Origin of the sequence: Mesorhizobium sp. M0019 (assembly GCF_040323975.1) — a bacterium.
GTDB lineage: Bacteria > Pseudomonadota > Alphaproteobacteria > Rhizobiales > Rhizobiaceae > Mesorhizobium.
This window is the reverse complement of sequence record NZ_JAMYVK010000005.1, coordinates 149,206-166,834: the sequence shown is the minus strand read 5'-3', so window position 1 is coordinate 166,834 and position 17,629 is coordinate 149,206. Positions and strand designations below refer to the sequence as shown.

Annotated in this window: 16 protein-coding genes; 7 read left to right on the top strand and 9 right to left on the bottom strand. The window is 62.7% G+C overall.

Features of this window, described 5'->3' with window-relative positions; translation table 11 throughout:
• Positions 1 to 58: 58 nt before the first annotated feature.
• Entirely contained in the window at positions 59 to 4,780 is a 4,722-nt protein-coding gene (locus NKK47_RS06200; protein WP_352575640.1) for an alpha/beta fold hydrolase, read from the top strand.
• 63 nt (positions 4,781 to 4,843) lie between these two features.
• On the opposite strand, the gene NKK47_RS06195 is transcribed toward NKK47_RS06200, so the two are convergent.
• The 4 genes from NKK47_RS06195 to NKK47_RS06180 all read right to left on the bottom strand — a co-directional run bounded on the left by NKK47_RS06195 (position 4,844) and on the right by NKK47_RS06180 (position 7,983).
• On the bottom strand, positions 4,844 to 5,674 hold the full coding sequence (locus NKK47_RS06195; protein ID WP_352575638.1) for an alpha/beta fold hydrolase: 831 nt from the start codon (positions 5,672 to 5,674) through the stop codon (positions 4,844 to 4,846).
• Complete coding sequence (locus NKK47_RS06190) at positions 5,671 to 5,928, bottom strand: YjiS-like domain-containing protein (protein ID WP_352575636.1); 258 nt, start codon at positions 5,926 to 5,928, stop codon at positions 5,671 to 5,673. The genes NKK47_RS06195 and NKK47_RS06190 overlap by 4 nt, the downstream gene beginning before the upstream one ends.
• Positions 5,929 to 6,052: 124 nt before the next feature.
• The gene (locus tag NKK47_RS06185; protein ID WP_352575634.1) at positions 6,053 to 7,339 is read right to left on the bottom strand and encodes an NAD(P)-binding domain-containing protein; all 1,287 of its coding nucleotides are present in this window, start codon (positions 7,337 to 7,339) and stop codon (positions 6,053 to 6,055) included.
• Positions 7,340 to 7,383: 44 nt separating this feature from the next.
• Positions 7,384 to 7,983, bottom strand: coding sequence for an OsmC family protein (locus tag NKK47_RS06180; RefSeq protein WP_023674002.1), 600 nt, complete (start codon positions 7,981 to 7,983; stop codon positions 7,384 to 7,386).
• 406 nt (positions 7,984 to 8,389) lie between these two features.
• Between NKK47_RS06180 and NKK47_RS06175 the strand changes: the two genes are divergently transcribed.
• On the top strand, positions 8,390 to 8,629 hold the full coding sequence (locus NKK47_RS06175; protein WP_352575632.1) for a hypothetical protein: 240 nt from the start codon (positions 8,390 to 8,392) through the stop codon (positions 8,627 to 8,629).
• Positions 8,630 to 8,654: 25 nt separating this feature from the next.
• Here the strand turns inward: NKK47_RS06175 and NKK47_RS06170 are convergent, their stop codons facing one another.
• Positions 8,655 to 10,013 carry a trimethylamine monooxygenase gene (locus NKK47_RS06170; RefSeq protein WP_352575630.1) on the bottom strand — a complete coding sequence of 453 codons (1,359 nt, stop codon included), beginning with the start codon at positions 10,011 to 10,013 and terminating at the stop codon, positions 8,655 to 8,657.
• Positions 10,014 to 10,273: 260 nt separating this feature from the next.
• On the opposite strand from NKK47_RS06170, the gene NKK47_RS06165 reads away from it, so the two are divergent.
• Positions 10,274 to 10,993 (top strand): helix-turn-helix domain-containing protein, encoded by a 720-nt coding sequence (locus NKK47_RS06165; RefSeq protein ID WP_352452528.1) that lies wholly within the window; start codon positions 10,274 to 10,276, stop codon positions 10,991 to 10,993.
• Positions 10,994 to 11,358: 365 nt separating this feature from the next.
• Here NKK47_RS06165 and NKK47_RS06160 read toward each other — a convergent pair whose 3' ends face one another.
• Genes NKK47_RS06160 through NKK47_RS06145 form a run of 4 tightly spaced genes read right to left on the bottom strand, consistent with a single transcriptional unit; the run spans position 11,359 to position 15,066 of the window.
• A complete protein-coding gene (locus tag NKK47_RS06160) occupies positions 11,359 to 12,399 on the bottom strand; it encodes a heme-dependent oxidative N-demethylase family protein (protein WP_352575628.1) in 1,041 nt (346 codons plus the stop codon).
• Positions 12,400 to 12,408: 9 nt separating this feature from the next.
• Positions 12,409 to 13,374, bottom strand: coding sequence for a PDR/VanB family oxidoreductase (locus tag NKK47_RS06155; protein WP_352575626.1), 966 nt, complete (start codon positions 13,372 to 13,374; stop codon positions 12,409 to 12,411).
• On the bottom strand, positions 13,371 to 13,967 hold the full coding sequence (locus NKK47_RS35175) for a dimethylamine monooxygenase subunit DmmA family protein (RefSeq protein ID WP_502904975.1): 597 nt from the start codon (positions 13,965 to 13,967) through the stop codon (positions 13,371 to 13,373). The genes NKK47_RS06155 and NKK47_RS35175 overlap by 4 nt, the downstream gene beginning before the upstream one ends.
• The gene (locus NKK47_RS06145; RefSeq protein ID WP_352575624.1) at positions 13,933 to 15,066 is read right to left on the bottom strand and encodes an aminomethyl transferase family protein; all 1,134 of its coding nucleotides are present in this window, start codon (positions 15,064 to 15,066) and stop codon (positions 13,933 to 13,935) included. The genes NKK47_RS35175 and NKK47_RS06145 overlap by 35 nt, the downstream gene beginning before the upstream one ends.
• 285 nt (positions 15,067 to 15,351) lie before the next feature.
• Here NKK47_RS06145 and NKK47_RS06140 point away from each other — a divergent pair, with 285 nt between their 5' ends.
• The 4 genes from NKK47_RS06140 to NKK47_RS06125 are packed head-to-tail and all read left to right on the top strand — an operon-like array spanning position 15,352 to position 17,622.
• A complete protein-coding gene (locus tag NKK47_RS06140; protein ID WP_023673993.1) occupies positions 15,352 to 15,639 on the top strand; it encodes a hypothetical protein in 288 nt (95 codons plus the stop codon).
• A gap of 11 nt (positions 15,640 to 15,650) precedes the next feature.
• Entirely contained in the window at positions 15,651 to 16,028 is a 378-nt protein-coding gene (locus tag NKK47_RS06135) for a hypothetical protein (protein ID WP_352452523.1), read from the top strand.
• A gap of 16 nt (positions 16,029 to 16,044) precedes the next feature.
• Positions 16,045 to 16,206 (top strand): hypothetical protein, encoded by a 162-nt coding sequence (locus NKK47_RS06130; RefSeq protein ID WP_023673991.1) that lies wholly within the window; start codon positions 16,045 to 16,047, stop codon positions 16,204 to 16,206.
• A 15-nt stretch (positions 16,207 to 16,221) separates the two neighbouring features.
• The gene (locus tag NKK47_RS06125; protein WP_292653875.1) at positions 16,222 to 17,622 is read left to right on the top strand and encodes an APC family permease; all 1,401 of its coding nucleotides are present in this window, start codon (positions 16,222 to 16,224) and stop codon (positions 17,620 to 17,622) included.
• The last annotated feature ends 7 nt before the right edge of the window (positions 17,623 to 17,629 follow it).

Here is a 17,629-nt window from a genome sequence, read left to right as displayed (position 1 = left end):
GCGGCACGGACTTGATACAATCCATCGCTAAATTGGTAGGCGCACTAGGGTCAACAAAGTGTCGCTCGAAATTCGCGTCCTCGGAGATCTGACCGTCCTTCGCCTTGGCGAGGTCGTTTCCTTGCCGCCTTCGAAAAAGACGCGGGCGCTGCTGGCCTATCTTGCGCTCGCAGAGCGCCCGCAGAGGCGCGAGCGCCTTTGCGAAATGTTCTGGGAGGTACCGGACGATCCTCGCGGCGCGCTGCGCTGGAGTCTCTCGAAGATCCGACAGGTCGTCGACCTCGGGGATGGCGAGATCCTGCAAGCCGACCGCAACGCAGTTCGCCTGAACACCAGTGAAATCGTGCTGGACATCGCGCCGCTCCGGGGCCTCGGCGGTCGCGACATAGAGGCTCTTGAACGGGAAAACCTGGAGGCCCTCGCCGGAGCGTTCCGCGGACGTTTCCTGGATGACCTTTCACTGCCGCGCTGTCCGGAATTCGAAGCCTGGCGCATTGCGACCGCCGACGAACTGCACGTGACGCACCTGCGCATCCTTCGGGTGCTGGTCGACCGGCTGGCGGATGAGCCGGCACGGGCGCTTCCGTACGCGCATGTCCTGCACGGGTTGGAGCCTAGGGACGAGGCTCTTCGAGCGGACATCCGCCGGCTGAGCGAGGCAGCACGGCAATCCGCCATGGTCCAGAGCCGCGCTTCGAGAACCGACATCGGGGTCGCTCCCGCCGATGAGACCGTCCCTCCGACGCGTGTTTTGCCTGCGTCGGAGATACAGCTTGCCTCTCCGCCGGAGCGAACCCTTGCGCAGGAGATTCGCCGGTGCACGACGCCCGACGGCGCGCGCTTGGCCTATTCCTTGAGTGGTCAAGGCCCCCCTTTGGTAAGGGCCGCCCACTGGATGTCCCATCTCGAGCTTGAATGGGACAGTCCGGTCTGGAAGCATTGGATCGAGGGCCTCTCCGCGCACTACCAGCTGATACGTTACGACCAGCGCGGCAACGGCCTGTCGGACCGGTATCCCGCCGACCTGTCCTTTGAGGCCATGGTTGCCGACCTAGAGAGCATCATCGATGCCGCTGGTCTGCGCCGCGTTTCCCTGCTTGGCATTTCCCAGGGGTGCGCCGTTTCGATAGCCTATGCCGTCCGGCATCCAGAGCGCGTGGCGGGGATGGTGCTGTATGGCGGATTTACCAAAGGTTGGCGCAAACGGGGCAATCAGCGCGAAATAGCGCGCCGCGAAGCGATGGGAGCGCTGATACAGGAAGGCTGGGGCCAAGACGACCCGGTGTTCCGGCAAATGTTCACCTCCCTCTTCATTCCGGAAGCAACGCCGGAACAGAGGAATTGGTATAACGAGCTGCAACGCAACACCGTCTCGCCGGAAATTGCCCATCGCATTTTCGAGGAAGGCGCCGTCATCGACGTGGACGAGCTGTTACCGCGGGTCCGCGTCCCGACCCTGGTGATGCATGCCACGGGGGACGCGGTCATTCCATTCGATCATGGCCGGGCGATGGCTGGCAAAATCCCCGGCGCGCGTTTCGTTGCGCTAGACGGCGTCAACCACGTGCTGCTTGGCCACGAACCGGCATTCGCGACCTTCGTCGACGAAACGCGTCGTTTCCTTGCCGACCCCGAACAGACGCAGCAACTGGCAGGCCCTCCGGCGTCCTTGGGAATCAACCGCTCTCGGCAATACATAACAGTGCTGGCCGCGGAAGTTGTCAGTCCCATGCATCTCCTCGAAACGCAGGATCCGGAAGTGGCGATCCGCGAATTCCAGCCCGTCGAGGATCGGGTGGTAGAAGTCGTGGAGAGCCATGGCGGCGTCGTCACGTCGGCTGCTGACGGGACAATCACCGCAGCATTCGGCCTCGCTCGCGCCACCGAGGATCACGCTTATCTTGCATGCCGCGCCGCGCTTGCGGCCAAGCTGGCAGTGGAGGAGCTTTCCCAGGGCGGGATCCAGTTGAGGGCCGGAATAGACACCGGCGAGGTGATCGTACGGCAGCAATGGACGACCAAAGCCAGCAAGGTTGAACTGGCCGGAGCCGCGCCGCGTGCGGCCAACCGGCTGATGCGTGCCTTGCACCGTGCGACGATCGCCGCGACAGGCCGGGCGCGCGCAGCCGCCGGAGGCTATGTGCAGATGCACCGCTTAGCGCATTCGGAGCATCCGCAACTTGGCCAAGAGGAACGCATTTACGAGCTGTTGGGCGAAAATCACGCTTTGTCGCGCTGGCACCTGAGGGCCAACCGCGGCCTCACCGGACTGGTGGCGCGCGAGCTCGAGCTGAAAATCCTTCTTGCAACCTGGCGCCGGGTCAGGGAGGGCCACGGCCAGGTCGCCGGGATCGTCGCCGACGCCGGCATGGGCAAGTCGAGGCTTGCCCATGAATTTCTCTCCCTCGACGAGGTGGCCGGTTTTACTGTGCTTGAATGTGGCGGCCTGGAATTTGATTCATCAGTTACTCTGGGCGCTGTAAAGAAGCTGCTGCTCTCGGCTTGTGGCATTCGCGGCGAAGACGGCTTGGCGGAAGCCCAGCGCCTGTTTGCCTTCAAACGGGCGGAACTGGACCTGGATCCAAGTCATACAGCGCCGCTTTCCTTCCTCGCGGACCTGCCGGTCGACGATTCTTGCTGGTGGCATCTCGATGCGCGGGAGCGGACCTCACGGGTATCCGAGGCGATGAGCGCATTTCTCGTTGCCTTGAGCCGGGCCGCGCCCGTAGCCGTGCTTATCGAGGATCTGCACTGGATCGATGCCGAGAGCGAGGCCGTAATGAACAGGCTGGTCGAGGTCATGGGCGCCAACCGTATCATGCTGCTCGCCACCTACAGGCCGCAGTACCGGCACGAATGGAACCGCCGCGGCTATTTCCAGCAGATAAGGTTGGAGCGGTTCGCGCGGGACGAAATGGAGCAGTTCCTCACCGAATTGCTGGGATCCGATCCCAGCTTGGGGGAACTGCGGCAATCGCTTGCCGAGCGGGCCGAGGGCACGCCGCTATTCCTGGAAGAAATGGTGCGCGGATTGGTTGCGGACGGTGCACTTGCCGGCCAGTCCGGCCGCTACGAGCTCAAGAGGCCAGTGGATTCCATCACCATCCCGTCGACGGTTCAATCGCTCATCGCCGCACGTATCCAGCAGCTGGGTGACTCGGAAAGGCAGGCACTCCAACTCGCTTCGGTTATCGGCAAGAATGTTCCGTATCCCCTGCTGAGGGCGCTCTCGCCGCTCTCGGAGGCGGAGCTGGGGGTATGCCTGGCCAAACTGCAGAGTTTGGAATTCCTGTTCGAGGTCCAGAGCTATCCTCACGTGGAGTATACGTTCAAGCACGCGTTGACGCTCAAGGTGACCTACGAATCTCTCCTGGCGGAGGACCGAAAAAGGCTGCATCGGGCTGCATTGGTTGCGATGGACAGACTCTATGCCGGATCGCTGAACCACCACATCGAGGAACTGGCCGAACACGCGCTTCGTGCCGAGGCTTGGGAACCGGCCGCGGATTATCTGCTGCAAGCGGCGGGCCGGGCCGAGGAACGCTCGGCCTATTCCGCCGCGGTCCAGTTCCTCGAAAACGCCCGCAAAGCAGTCGCCGCGCTGCCCCGAAATCCGAAAACCCTCGCCCAGGCGATCAACCTGCGGGTGCGGATGCGGCCCGCCTACGGCGCCCTGGGTGCCTATCGGAAGGCGCTGCCGCAGCTATTGGAAGCGCGCGAACTGGCCATGGAACTGGGCGATCCGCAACTCATCTCCGACGTGTTGCTCCACTTGAGCTATCTCAACAGCTCCCACGGCCGCTACGAGGAGGCGCTGGAACCGGCCGACACACTCAAGCGCGGCGCGACGGCAAATGGCGTGCAGCGCTGCATAAGCGAGTCGGACCTGGCCGCCTCACAGGCGCTTCTGATCCGCAGCGAGGCGCGGCAAGTGCTGGAGCGGCTTGTTCCGCATGAGGAGAGGTTCACCAAAGCTTGGCGTCTGGAGCGTTTCGGACAGCTCGGTGCGCGTGCGGTTTGGTACCTGGGGCACCGCGCGCAGGCGGAAGCGCGGCTTGGCCGGTTCGACGATGCGGAACGTTCGCTTGCCGAACTGCAGAAGGTCGCCGCCGAAGTGGCGCGCCCGATCGACAGCTGCGCGGCCGCCTATTTCACCGGTGTGGTGGGCGTCCTGCGCGGCCCCGAGCCGGCGCTTGTCGAGGCGCTGCAATTGTGGTCCTCCGAAGCCGCTACCAGCGCATCTATCCTACTCCGGCCATGGCTGTTGACCGTGCTCGGGCATGCGGAATTCCTGCTCGGCCGCAACCACGACGCGGGCGCCACCTTGGAAATGGCGGTGACCGAGGCTGAGCGGCTCGATCTTGCCCAGTTCGAATGTCACGCGCGCGCGGTGCTCGCATGCGTGCGTGCGCGCCTGTATGAGCCGGAAGCTGCGGCCAATCTCGGCCATGCGCTCGAGCTTGCGCGGGGACGCGGCGACCCGTGGAGCGAGATCATCGTAATGCGCGGCCTTGCCGAGCTGAAATCTTCCAGATCGGCCATTAGTTGGCTCGAACAGGCCTGCAGCCTTGCCAGGCGGGTTGAGCTACGGCCAGAGCTTGCCCGCTCCTTGCTAGCTCTCGGGCTCGCGAAGCGGCGCGGCAAAATCGCTGGCGTGGATGCCACTCTCGCGGAAGCGGCCAAGCTCTACAGAGAAATGCAGATGCGGGAGGATTTCTCCGGCACGGAAGAGCCGGCCGGAAACCTGCCCGATCGCGTTCGCATGGCGGTTACGGCTTGATCCCTCCGCATCGAGGGATCTGCTTCGAAGGTTTGCGCTGCCTGTAGGGCAAGCAAGCCGCGGTCACGCAGCTCGCGACCCCGCGGTGTCATGGAACGATATCTGCCGGACCAAACGATCCGCCACCACGTCTGCGTGGGTCAGCGGTCCCATATGTCCGGCGCCAGGAACAATCGCCCCGATTGCGGCCGGAACGCGGGAAACGAGTTCGCGGGCGATGAGCCGCGTCGGAACTGGTGCAAATTCGCCGCGCAATACCAAGACCGGAAAGCCAAATCGGGCATATTCGCTTGCTGGCGTCAATTCATGGATCAATGCGTGGAAGTCCAGGCTGGCCTTCGGCAGAAACCGCACGAGTGCAGCCTGAAGTTCCGGCTTCATCGCGGCGAAGATGCCGGCCCCACCCCAGTAGTCGATGAAATGAGCTGTCGCGGTCAGGTAACTGCCGTTGATCAGGCCGTCATGGACGGTGCCTGCGATCGCCAAGACTTCGCCGAGCGCCTCGTGGCCCTCACAGTCCAGCTCGCGCAGCAGGTGAAAGGCAGACGGCTCATAAAGGGAGAGGCTGGCCAGCCGGTCTGGACGCATCGCCGCTATATGCAGGGCCAATCCACCACCATAGGAATGGCCAACAAGATGCACAGGCCCGTCATGGTGGTCGATCATCTCCAGGATACCGGCGGCTTCGTGGGTCAGATGGAAAGCGCCGGCACCAGTCCAGGTGCCGCCGCCCGGCGCCCCGATCAGATCGGGTGCGATGAGCCGGTAGCTGTCATCGAGCCGCTCCGCCAGGCTGCGCCATTGCCGTCCGCTGCCGCCTGAGCAGTGCAGGGCGATGACAAGCGGTGCCTGACACGCCCTATGCGTGACGTGGGACGTCGATGCGGCAATCATCGAGCCCCGCCCTCCTCCGCCCTCAAAAAACGCGTGCGGCGGCTGGGATCACGCCCGGCAAACGAAGTGATCCAGTTGATCTCGAAGCGGGTGATGCCGATGTCGCGCAAGATGTAGTCCGGCAACTCATAAAGCTGTCGACGGTCCCGTTGGATACGAATGAAACGCCAGACTGCGGCCAACATTGTTCCGCCAGCCCAGCGCAAACCTCGCGTTGTGGTGAGGCACAGGGATGGGTTCACCATTGCACTCATTTTGATTTTCTCCATGGTTGCGGGCGCTGACTACGGCGCCAGTGGAGCCCTTGTCGTTGTCCGCCGTGAGCGTCATCGTTGAAGGCAACGTCGATTTTTGCCGCGCCAGCGTTGTATTCGGCGGTCAGGCCGCGGCTCGGCGGGAGACGTCGAGAAACATTGCCAGGTGAGCCGCCAGCGCCTCCGCATCGCGGCCGACGCCGTCGAGGAAGCTGGAGCTTCGATGGCGCATGAAATTGAGGCCGAGCACATAGAGTCCCGGATACGCGCAGACGCCGCCATCGTTCAGGATTTCGCCCCGGGCGTCGAACACATCCAGCTTCAGCCATGGGTATTCCCGGCGATAGCCGGTGGCCCATATGATCGTCTCGATACCCTGGTCGATGAGGTCGATTTCGGTCGGTTCGGCGCTCAGGATCAGGCTCGGAATGGAACCGGGATCGATCGAGTAGAGGCCGTCTCCGGCGGCCGCGCGGTCGATATTGGCCAGCACGCGCCTCAGCCTGCGTTCCGCCGCCATGGTCGTGTCGGCGAGATCGCCGTTGAACCGAATGCGTGTATCGCAAGCGGCAGCCGCTCGACCGACAAGACGAACGCCTTGCTCCCGAAGACCGGCAAGGTCGAGCGTCCTGCGCTCGGGTGTGCCTATCAGCTGCAGGGAGGGCTGCCGCCGTGCCGCGGTGAGATCCGGAACTTCAGCGACAGGCTTGGCAAGCATTCCCAGCCGGTCGAGCCACCACAGGATGTCGTGCCCGCGGTAAAGCCTCGGTAGGCGTGTATGACTGCCGACCGACAGGGTCACCGGGCGCCCGGAGCGATTGATCTCCTCCGCAAGTTGTATGCCGGTCGCCGAGGCCCCGGCCACGAGAACGCCACCCTGGGGCAGTTGCTGAGGATTGCGATAGTCCCGCGGCACGATTTGCCTGATACGAGAGGAGATCTGCTTTGCGATTGGCGGAATGTATGGCCGGTCGCTGTATCCGGTCGCGACCACGATCGCACGCACGCTCCATTGGCCGCGATCGGTCAGCAGCCGGAAGCCTCCGTCGACCCTTTCGGTCGAAAGCACCTCCACACCGTCCTCCACCGGTGCGGTGATCGAGCACGCGTAATCCTCTAGGAACCCCACCGTCTCGGCCATTGTCATGAAGCCGTCGGGCTTGGCCCCGCGATAACCGCCGCCGGGCAGGCGCGTCATCCAGTTGGGCGTCAGCAGGCGGAGCGAATCCCACCGTTCGCTGCGCCAGCGCTCCGCGATCCGGCCGCGCTCCAGCACGACGTGGTAGACCCCGCGCTCGGACAGGCACCGGCTCATGGCTAAACCCGCCTGTCCGGCGCCGATAATGGCCACGTCTGTATGCTGCATGGAATCCGCGCCTTGTAAGCAGGGGCAACAGATCGCCGGCGCCATCCTTTTCAGGACGAGGCCGGCGATATTGCTCTTGCGGACCGAAGTCAGCCTTTCACGGCAACCGAGACCGGCACGCCGTTGGTCAGCACGTCGAACACCGCGGAACGGGCGCGCGACTGCATCACGATTTCCTCGAGCTTCTCAGCCGAAGCATCGCCCTTGATCTTGAAGGAGATACGGATGCCCTGGTAGCCGTTGCGGACTTCGTTGGAGATGCCGAGGATGCCGCGAAGGTCGATGTCGCCTTCGACGGTCGATTCCACCTCATGCAGCGTCACGCCGCGCGCGGCCGCGATGTTCGCGATGCCGGCGGTGAGGCAGGAAGCAAGCGCGTGGAGTAGGTATTCGACCGGCGTCGGGCCGTTGTCTTCGCCGCACAGGACCGCCGGATGATCGCTGTCGGCCTGGTATGCCGTCACATGCGGCTGCTCGGCGCCAGCGCCGAAGAAGTTGGCCATCGTGCTGCGGCTGTGCGTGCCGGTGATCCAGCGGCTCTTGGCCCGGAACTGGAACTTGGCAAGCTCCGGCTGGCCCGCGACGGCATTGATGGTGGCCAGAAGGGTGGGCGTATTGACGCCGTTCCTCGGCTCCCGCGACGCCTTCTTAACGGAAGCCTTTTCCATGACCATTGTATCGTCCTGCATGTCATTCACTCCTGGGTTCGGATGTTGCGCGACCGGGATCGCCCCGGACGGCTAAACCTCGGCCGGCAGCGTTTGACGTGCAGTGGGAACAAGAGTGGGAAAACGAGAGGTTTTTTTGCGTCAACCAGTCGTGAACAGCGCCAGATCCGCAATCAGCGAAACGGCGGGCCTTCAAACGCTTTGCTTCCTCGCGCGGTGCGATCTCCCGTAAGCGCCGAGAACGCTTCGCAACCGAAACCACAGGAGATCAGACCATGTCTCGTTCATTTGGAAAGGATACCCGCCCGTCCTCAACCGACTGGGCTGTCATAGCTCGCGGGCCAAGCAAGGCCGAGGTGCTCGCCCATATCGCGAAGATTCACACATACGCGAGCACCCTAAATCGGCCCGGCCGCGAGAAAACCACATGAGGCTTGTTGCGGCGGGAGTGCCGATCGGCCCCCCGTCGACAACACTTGTCGGGATAATGTTTTCGGTCGACGTCCAGCTGGCCGCACACGGCATCACGGTCCATGCCGGGGCGAAGTTTTCGACCGGAAAGACCAGCGCCGTGCGCGTCGCGACCAGCATTCTGGACGAGGAGCACCTCGAGCACGTCGCAAATTCCCTGGCGCTGGCAGCCGACCCGGCGCGGGAGGTTAGCTGAGGCAAGTCAATCGCCGTTCGGACTGCTACTCCGCCGCCACGCCCTTCACCTCGAGATAGCTCTCCATTGAATCGTCCATCGCCTGCAGCCAGGGCGTGTGGTGCAACGGCGCCATCGTGCCGGTCATTAGCGAGCGATAGGCGTGGTCGCGGAAGCCCATAATGTCTTGCGCCTTGTGGTGCTCCCACTCCATGAAGGTCTGATTGACAGCCTCCACGTCAAAGCCTGGATAATCGGTCTGCTCCATCAGCTCCTTGGTGTAGTCGCCCTGGAACCAGATCATCTGCTCGGCGTCTTCAAGTGTTTCTTCGCGTGCCCGCCATTTCCGGCCGTGCTCGGCCATCGCTTCGGCCGAGGGCAGCTTGATGCGGCCCATGATGACGTCGCGGGCGAACCAGGCCTGCGCGTCGAACATGTTGAAGGTGTAGAACTGGTCCTGCATGCCGATATAGGACAGCTTCGGGTTTTTCTCCCAGACGACGCCCTCGTAGAGCCCGTCCGGCCACATACGGTTGGCGGTCTTCAGCTTCAAATCCTCGGTGAGGAACGGGAAGGAGTGGAGATAACCGGTGCACAGGATGATGGCGTCGACTTCTTTGGTGCTGCCGTCCTTGAAATGAGCGGTCTTGCCGACGACCTTCTGCAGCAGCGGCACTTCCTTCCAGTTCTCCGGCCATTTGAAGCCCATCGGCTTCGAGCGGTAGCTGGAGGTGATCGATCTGGCGCCGTATTTGTAGCATTGCGAGCCGATGTCCTCGGCTGAATAGGAGCGGCCGATGATCAAGATGTCCTTGCCCTTGAATTCCATGGCGTCGCGGAAATCGTGGCTGTGCAGGATACGGCCGTTAAAGGTCGAAAAGCCCTCGAAATAGGGAACGTTGGGCACCGAGAAATGCCCCGAAGCGACGACGACATTGTCGAACTCTTCCGAATAGGTGATGTCGTTGGTGCGGTCATGCGCGGTGACGGTGAATTTTTTTTTTGTTTCGGAGAAGGTGACCATGCGCACCGGGCTGTTGAAGCGCACCCATTGGCGCACGCCGGATTTTTCGACGCGGCCCTTGATGTAGTCCCACAGCACGGCGCGCGGCGGATAGGAGCCGATCGGCCGGCCGAAATGCTCCTCGAAGGTGTAGTCGGCGAATTCGAGGCATTCCTTCGGCCCGTTCGACCAGAGATAGCGGTACATCGAGCCGTGCACCGGGTCGCCGTGCTCGTCGAGGCCGGTGCGCCAGGTGTAGTTCCACAGGCCGCCCCAGTCGGACTGCTTTTCGAAGCAGACGATCTCGGGAACATCGGCGCCCTTGTCGGCGGCCGACTTGAAGGCCCTGAGCTGGGCCATGCCGGACGGCCCGGCTCCGATGACGGCAACACGATCTTTCATTGCGGGCCTCCCGATCTCATTTCCCTAACGAAACAAATTTCACTGACAGGACAGTAATTGCCCCTTCGATGCTGTCAACAGGGCTTGTCGCGAAACCCTCGTGTCATCGGACTGGGTTTCCACGCAACGCCCAACCTCGGGAGAAATCCGGACCGCTGACAATTCGCCACAAGTGGCTTGCCGTAGCAGTTGCGCTTCTGTATCGGCACCGAATATGTTCACCGTGAGTGAAATGAATCAGCAAGGTCCGGGGTGGCGAAATGGCGAAAAAAGCATCCAGTCTAAAGCCCGCTGCGGCCGTCGTCGCCGCCAAAGCCAAGCCGTCGGTCGCTGCAATCGATCCGCGCAAGATACGCGCGCCGCTCACCCAGAACCCGCACGCCATTCGCGACACCCGCGAAAAAGTGCTGGAGGTCGCGATCGGCCGCGAGGTGCGGGCCTTCCGCAAGAAGCTCGGCATTACGGTCGCCGATCTGGCTGCCGCCACCGACATTTCGCTTGGCATGCTGTCGAAGATCGAGAACGGCATCACCTCGCCATCGCTGACCACGTTGCAGGCGCTGTCACGGGCGCTCGGCGTTCCCGTCACCGCCTTCTTCCGCCGCTTCGAGGAAGAGCGCAGCGCCGTCTTCGTCAAGGCCGGCGAAGGCCTCGACGTCGAGCGCCGTGGCACGCGCGCCGGCCACCAGTACAATCTGCTCGGCCATATCGGCTCCAACACCAGCGGCGTCGTCGTGGAACCCTATCTGATCACGCTGACCGAGGATTCCGACGTGTTCCCGACCTTCCAGCACGAGGGCATGGAATTCCTCTATATGCTCGAGGGCGAGGTGGTTTACCGGCACGGCAGCAATCTCTACCCGATGAAGCCCGGCGACAGCCTGTTCTTCGACGCCGATGCGCCGCACGGACCGGAAGTGCTGAGCGTCCTGCCGATGCGCTATCTGTCGATCATCTGCTACCCGCAGAGCGCGGGGTGAGAGTTCGATCTCGCCCCTTGTGGACCTCGTGGGGGAGATCGGCAGCTTCGCCGACGGCGCCTCTTTTGCAGCGTTGGTGATTAGCGAAAGCTGAGGTGACATCCAATCTCCCCCCTTGAGGGGGAGATGTCCGGCAGGACAGAGGGGGGCGAACCGCGATGACATTCGCGATATCGATAATGTCTGCCAGCATATCGTGATTGTGGCTGGGCTGGCTGGCGCGTCGTGATCTTCGCCGAAGCGGTGGAGTGGGCATTGTGGGAAGGCCGGCGCTCTACGGCGCCCCCTCTGCCCTGCCGGGCATCTCCCCCTCTTGGGGGGAGATTGGCAGCTTGACGGGCAGCGCGAACCTCGCAAACAGAACCTTAATCCGGCCCAAACCCCGGCGACGTCGCACTCCCGTCATCCAGCTTCGACAGCCATTCGACCAGCGTCGCGCGGTAGCGCGTCAGGCCCTTGTAGGCGGCGAGTTCGTCGGGAAGGTCGCGGATGACGCGGTGCAGCCGCCTTGCCCATTTCGGCTGCGTCACCAGCTCGTCCATTTTGATCAGGTAGCAGCGGATCGGGAAGACGATCGCATTCGAGCGCGGCAGCCGCCAGAAGCTCTGCAGCTCGACGCGCAGATGAACCTTGTCGCCGACATTTTCCGGCGTCACCGTGGCGCGGTCCGGACCCCATTTGTGGTAATTTTCCGGGCTGGTATCGAGGCGCGGATTGATGGTCATCGTCCAGTTCAGCCGGCGCGCCGGCTTGCCCTGCTGGATGTTGGTGAGGAACTTCAGCGCCCGGACGAAGATGCCCTTCTCATGCGCCAGCGGCACCGGCGCGTGCCATTCGAAGAAGTTCATGCCGATGTCGAAATCGAGCGACCAGTCGGCCTGGGTGGTGACCATGCCGGCATCCATCCACAGATTGCCGTCGCGCTGGTCGAGGATGCAGAAATCGCCCTGGCTCTGGCGGGTAATGTATTCCATCGGCCCATAGGGCAGCGTCGAGACGTCGCCGAAGGTGAAGCTGTCGTCGATGCCGAGCGGCCGGTTGATCCAGCGCCAGCGGTCGCCATCGCGCGTCAGCGTGAAATGCTCGGGATAGCCCAGCGCCTGCTGCTCCATCAAAAGCTCGAGCAGATCCCAGCCGGCCAGCGTCATGTGCGGCAGCGACTGGCAGCGCAGCGGATCCTCGGCCAGCACCAAAGCGCGGTCCTGCATCTCGGCGACATAGTGCTCGTCGACGTCGATCAAATTCTCCAGCACGCTGCCCTTCGGCCCGACGACATGCGGCTCGATGTTGACGGCATACATGTAGCTGTCTTCATGGAACGGGAACGGGAACCGCCTGATGTGCTCGGGGCTGTTCCTGAAGGTGAAGTCGTCGCGGAACGTTTCCTTGCGAAAGGTGATGCCCAAGCTCGCCTCCTATCTTTCCAGCACCAGCGACCGGCCCTCGAAGCGCGACACGCAGGGCATGATCTTGCAGCCCGAACGGTGGTCTTCCTCGCTCAGCCAGTGGTCGTTGTGGATGAATTTGCCGTCATGCGAAATGACGTTGGTCTCGCACTGGCCGCAGACGCCGCCGCGGCAGAGATAGGGCGGATCGACGCCGGCCGCCTCGATCGCCTCGAGCAGGCTCTGCTGCTCGTCGACACGGATGGTCTTGCCGCTGAGCGCCAGCGTCACGTCGAAGGGCGCGCCGGGCTGCGGGGCCGCGAAATGCTCGAAATGCACGGTCTCGTGAGGCCAGCCGAGCGCCGCGGCACGCTCGCGCACCCAGCCGATCATGCCGGACGGGCCGCAGACATAGAGATGCGTGCCGAGCGGCTGCGACGACAGCAGCCGGTCGAGATCGACGCGCTCGTTGCGGTCGTCGTGATAGAGCCTGACCCGGCGATCGTAGCGCTCTCTCAGCAGGTCGGCATAGGTGCCGAGCGAGGCGGTGCGGCAGGTGTAATGCAATTCGAAATTGCCGCCTTCCGCCGCCAGCTGCGCGGTCTGCGCCATGAACGGGGTGATGCCGATGCCGCCGGCCAGCATCAGATGCTTCCTGGCGCGCAGATCGAGCGAGAACAGGTTGACGGGATAGCTGACCACCATCTCCGTGCCCGGCCTGACCTGCCTGTGCATGAAAAGCGAGCCGCCGCGGCCGGCGTCGTCGCGGCGCACCGAGATGGTGTATTCGCGGGTATCGAGCGGCGAGCCCATCAGCGAATAGGGATTGAGCCTGGTGCGTTCGCCATCGCGCATCTCGACGACGACATGGGCGCCGCCGGAGAAGGTCGGCAAAAGCTCGCCGTCGCGCCTGCGGAAATGAAAGCGCGTCACCAGTTCGTTGACCGGGACGACATCGCTGACGACGACATCGAGCTTGGTGGTGCCGGTGCTCATCGAAAGACCTCCTCGATCGGAGGAATTTCGCTGCGGTCCTCGGCGTTGATGCAGACGCCCTGGAAGGCGGCGAGGCGCCGCGAATAGTGATCGCGCACCAGAAGCAAGAGGCCGCAATGCGAACAGGTCGCCGGCTGCGTCGTGACGTTCTCGGTGATGCCCTTGCAATGGACGCACTGCATGCGGCGCGCCAGCGAGCCGCGATGCTCGGTCTGAACCGAGGTGTGGTCGATGCCGGCTTCCAGCGCCGCCTGCATGGCCTGGCCGATCAGCCCTTCGGTGCCGGCAAGGTAGAGCCTGAGGCCCATATGCGCGTTGGCCAGCGTCTGCTTCAGCCGCGGCAGGGCACTGGCGAAGGAATGGCCGAGGTAGAACTGTGTCGGCTTCAGGGCTTCGAGCGCATCGGCGTATTTGGCGTCGCGGCCGGGAATGAAGATGATGTGGGCGCCACCGAAGAAATCCGCCGGTGCCTTGGCGGCCAGATCGGCAATCGCCAGCGCTCCCTCTGCATCCGCTATGAAAAGATGATGCTTTTCGCTGCCATACCCGCAGTATGCCTCAGCCTTTCGCCGTGCGCTTGGTCTTCTTCGGATCGTCGAAGGGAAGCGGCTCGGCGATTGCGCTGATGGCGCCGCTCTTGTTGCGGATCTCGAGCCTGGTGCCCTGCACCGCGCAGTCGACGTCGAGCCGGGCAATGCCCATCGATTTTTTGACCAGCGGCGAATACATGGCGCAGGTCACCACGCCGACCTTTTTGCCGTCGCGATAGACCGGTGCGCCCTCGTCGGCCGGCTCCTTGCCTTCGAGCAGCACGCCGAAGATCTTGAAGCGCTCCTTGCCCTTGAGGCGATAGTGCTCCTCGGCACCGCGAAAGCCTGTCTTGCCGGGGCTGACGGTGAAGTCGAGACCAAGCTCCCACAGCGTGTCGCCCGGGCCTTCGTTCTCAAACGGGTATTTCTGCGAATTGTCGTAGGGGTAAAACAGCAGGTAGCTCTCGACGCGCAGCATGTCGAGCGTGGTGAAGCGGCACGGGATGATGCCGGCGCTCTTGCCCTCGTCGAGGATCCTGTCCCAGATCGTTCCGGCGTCCTGGCCACGGCAGAATATCTCGTAGCCGCGCTCGCCGGTGTAGCCGGTGCGCGAGATCATCACCGGAAAGCCGAACAACTGCGTCTGCATGTGGTGGAAATAGTTGAGGTCGCGAATGCCGGGCACATGCTTTGCCAGATAATCGACGGCGGTCGGGCCTTGCAGCGAAAGATCGTGCAGATTGTCGTCGAAGCGCAGCGACACGTCGCGACCGACGGAAGCGCGCTGCAGCTCTTCATGGCCGGTGCCCGAGCCATGCACGACCATCCAGGAATTCGGGCCGGTGCGGTAGAGGATGCAGTCGTCGGTGAACTTGCCGGCCTCGTTGAGCATGCAGGCATAGGCCGACTTGCCGGGATAGATCTTTTCGACGTCGCGCGTCGTCGCCAGATCGATCAGGTGCGAGGCGTGCGGCCCGGTGATGTGGACCTTCTTCAAGCCGGACACGTCCATCAGGCCGGCCTTGGTGCGGATGGCGATATACTCTTCGTCGGCGTCCTTGTCGTAGGTCCAGGCGGTGCCCATGCCGCTCCAGTCCTCGAGCTTCGAGCCGAGCGCGCGATGGCGGTCCGCAAGCGTCGAAAATCTCCAGGATGCCGTCATCCGCTGTCCTCCGTTCGAAAGAAACTTTTTTGCTTTCCCCTGCTCCCTGCACACAGGCGGGAGCGTTGCCTTGAATATTGACCGCAAACGCCGGGAGCCTGCAATACCCGTAAGCAAATAATTTCATTGTCAGGCAAATCCGGCGAGCCCAAACAAACGGTTAACGTCGCGTAAAATCGTCTTGACAATTCCAGAATTCGGCCGGATTTTATGAAAAAAATTTCACTCTCTTGAAAGAGGGCAATGACCGGCCAATCCGGACCGGCGTTGAAAAGGGGAAAGCCGATGTCCGACCTGCAACAGCGCGTGGAAGCGTTGTACCGTTCCGACGTGCGTGGATCCATGCTCCTGATCGTCTGCCTGTGGGCGACGATCCTCTTTGTCCTGTTCATGACATGGCCATACGTCCCCGACGCCGGCATCAAGCTCGTCGTCGCGGTCGCCGCCGCCGCCGTGCTGATCTTCAACACGGCGGCGATCCTGGCGATGGTCAACCACTACAAGGAAGACAAGGACTTCATCTACGGCCTCGACATCAAGAATGCCGACGCCTACCGCAACCGCAAGTCCTGAGGGGGAGACGCATGGCCCGCTATACACCGCCCGAACAGAGCAAGGCCGGACAGGTTTTCGATATCGCCGTCGTCGTGGTCGCGATTTTCGTCGCGCTGTGGCTGCCGCTGAAACTAGGGCTGGCAGGGGCGGCAAAATCCATCGACGCGCTCGACGCCAAGACGTGGGAAGCGCTCGGACAAAACCCGACCATGGCCTCGATCTGGGAAAAGCTCGGCTACACGCCGGAAACCGCGCACGACGTCATCCAGAACCGGTTCCACTACATCATCGACTGGCCGACGCTGATCATCATGGCGGCGGTGCTGATCGGCTATTTCATCTTTCTGTTCCGCGCATCGGACCGCGAATACCGCGACGTCATCGACGAAAAGTTCGGCGACAAATAGATAGGGAAGCATCGTCATGTGGGTGGCACTCTCTTACGCATGCTGGGGCATCTCGATCGTGCTCGCGCTGTGGATGCTCTACGACTGGTTCAAGATCGACACGACCTATTCCGAAGAGATGCTGACCTCGTCCAGGGAAGGCGAACTTGAAGCCGTGTCCGAAAAACACCGGATCTGAGTGGGGGATTGAACGATGACGATCACGGCTGAACCAGCGGTGCAAGTGCAAGGCGACAGGGTTTCACTGCTCAGGGTGCTCGGCCCCGCCCATGTCTGGGCGCTCGGTGTCGGCATCGTTCTGGTCGGCGAATTCACCGGCTGGAATTTCGCGGCGGACAAGGGCGGCGCGCTGGCGGCGCTGATCGTCTGCTGGATCGTCGGGCTGCTCTACACGTCGGTCGCGATGATCGATTCCGAAGTTACCTCGACGGTTGCCGCCGCCGGCGGCCAATATGCCCAGGCCAAGCACATTGTCGGGCCGCTGATGGCCTTCAACGTCGCGCTGTTCCTGGTCTTTGCCTATACCATGCTCGAAGTGTCGGACGCGATCCTGCTCGGCGACACCATCGTCGCCAAGGCCGGCGTCGAGGGCCTCAACCACAATTCCTTCATCGCCGCGACAATCGTCGTGCTGGCATGGCTGAACTATCGCGGCGTGCTGATGACGCTCAACGTCAATTTCGTCATCACCGCGATAGCCTATGTCTCGATCGTCATCCTGTTCTTCTCGGTCAGCCCGTGGACGCAAGGCGCCGTGCTCAAGCTGAACGAGTTGGTGACCCCGGGCAACGCCCTGCCCTATGGCTGGATCGGCGTCATCGCCGCCTTCCAGTTCGGCATCTGGTACTATCTCGGCATCGAGGGCACCACGCAGGCCGCCGAGGAAGTGCGCTCGCCGGCGCGCTCGCTGCCCTACGGCACGATGGCCGGCATGATCACGCTTCTGATCGCCGCCGCCATGACCTGGTATGTCTGCGCCTCGCTGATGCCCTGGGAATATCTCGGCATCACCTATTATCCGCTGTGGGACGCGGGCAAACTGACCGGCAGTGCGCTGCTGGAAAACCTGTTGTTCATCGCGACGCTGCTTGCCGCGCTCGCCTCCGCCAATGGCTGCATCAACGACGCCGCGCGCGCCTGGTTTTCGCTCGGCCGCGACCGCTATCTGCCGACCTGGTTCTCGGCGGTGCATCCGAAATACCGCACGCCCTATCGCTCGATCCTGTTTCTGCTGCCGATCGCGCTCGCCTTCGCCTTCATCGCCGACCTCAACCAGGCGATCACCTTCTCGATCCTGTCGGGCGTGCTGCAATATACCTTCATGAGCATCAACATCATCATGTTCAGGAAAAAGTGGCCGCTCGGCTCGATCCGCCGCGGCTACACCCATCCGTTCCATCCGCTGCCGGCGATCGTCTTGTTCTGCCTTTGCGTCGTCACCTTCTTTGCGATCTTCCTCGGCTTCGGCTCGCAGCTGATCGCCATGGTCGCCTTCTACTTCCTGATCTCGCTGTGGTTCCACTTCTACCGCTACAAATTCGTGCGCCGTGGTGCCCAGTTCACCATGCCGTGGCCGAAGCCGCAGGGCTACTGACGGCGCG

Bases quoted from the DNA above. Each gene is read 5' to 3' on its own strand.
- NKK47_RS06125 (WP_292653875.1), top strand. From the start codon at position 16,222: ATGACGATCACGGCTGAACCAGCGGTGCAAGTGCAAGGCGACAGGGTT.
- NKK47_RS06165 (WP_352452528.1), top strand. From the start codon at position 10,274: ATGGCGAAAAAAGCATCCAGTCTAAAGCCCGCTGCGGCCGTCGTCGCC.
- NKK47_RS06180 (WP_023674002.1), bottom strand. From the start codon at position 7,983: ATGCAGGACGATACAATGGTCATGGAAAAGGCTTCCGTTAAGAAGGCG.
- NKK47_RS06140 (WP_023673993.1), top strand. From the start codon at position 15,352: ATGTCCGACCTGCAACAGCGCGTGGAAGCGTTGTACCGTTCCGACGTG.
- NKK47_RS06170 (WP_352575630.1), bottom strand. From the start codon at position 10,013: ATGAAAGATCGTGTTGCCGTCATCGGAGCCGGGCCGTCCGGCATGGCC.
- NKK47_RS06145 (WP_352575624.1), bottom strand. From the start codon at position 15,066: ATGACGGCATCCTGGAGATTTTCGACGCTTGCGGACCGCCATCGCGCG.
- NKK47_RS06190 (WP_352575636.1), bottom strand. From the start codon at position 5,928: ATGAGTGCAATGGTGAACCCATCCCTGTGCCTCACCACAACGCGAGGT.
- NKK47_RS06195 (WP_352575638.1), bottom strand. From the start codon at position 5,674: ATGATTGCCGCATCGACGTCCCACGTCACGCATAGGGCGTGTCAGGCA.
- NKK47_RS06135 (WP_352452523.1), top strand. From the start codon at position 15,651: ATGGCCCGCTATACACCGCCCGAACAGAGCAAGGCCGGACAGGTTTTC.
- NKK47_RS06175 (WP_352575632.1), top strand. From the start codon at position 8,390: ATGAGGCTTGTTGCGGCGGGAGTGCCGATCGGCCCCCCGTCGACAACA.
- NKK47_RS06155 (WP_352575626.1), bottom strand. From the start codon at position 13,374: ATGAGCACCGGCACCACCAAGCTCGATGTCGTCGTCAGCGATGTCGTC.
- NKK47_RS06130 (WP_023673991.1), top strand. From the start codon at position 16,045: ATGTGGGTGGCACTCTCTTACGCATGCTGGGGCATCTCGATCGTGCTC.
- NKK47_RS06185 (WP_352575634.1), bottom strand. From the start codon at position 7,339: ATGGCGCCGGCGATCTGTTGCCCCTGCTTACAAGGCGCGGATTCCATG.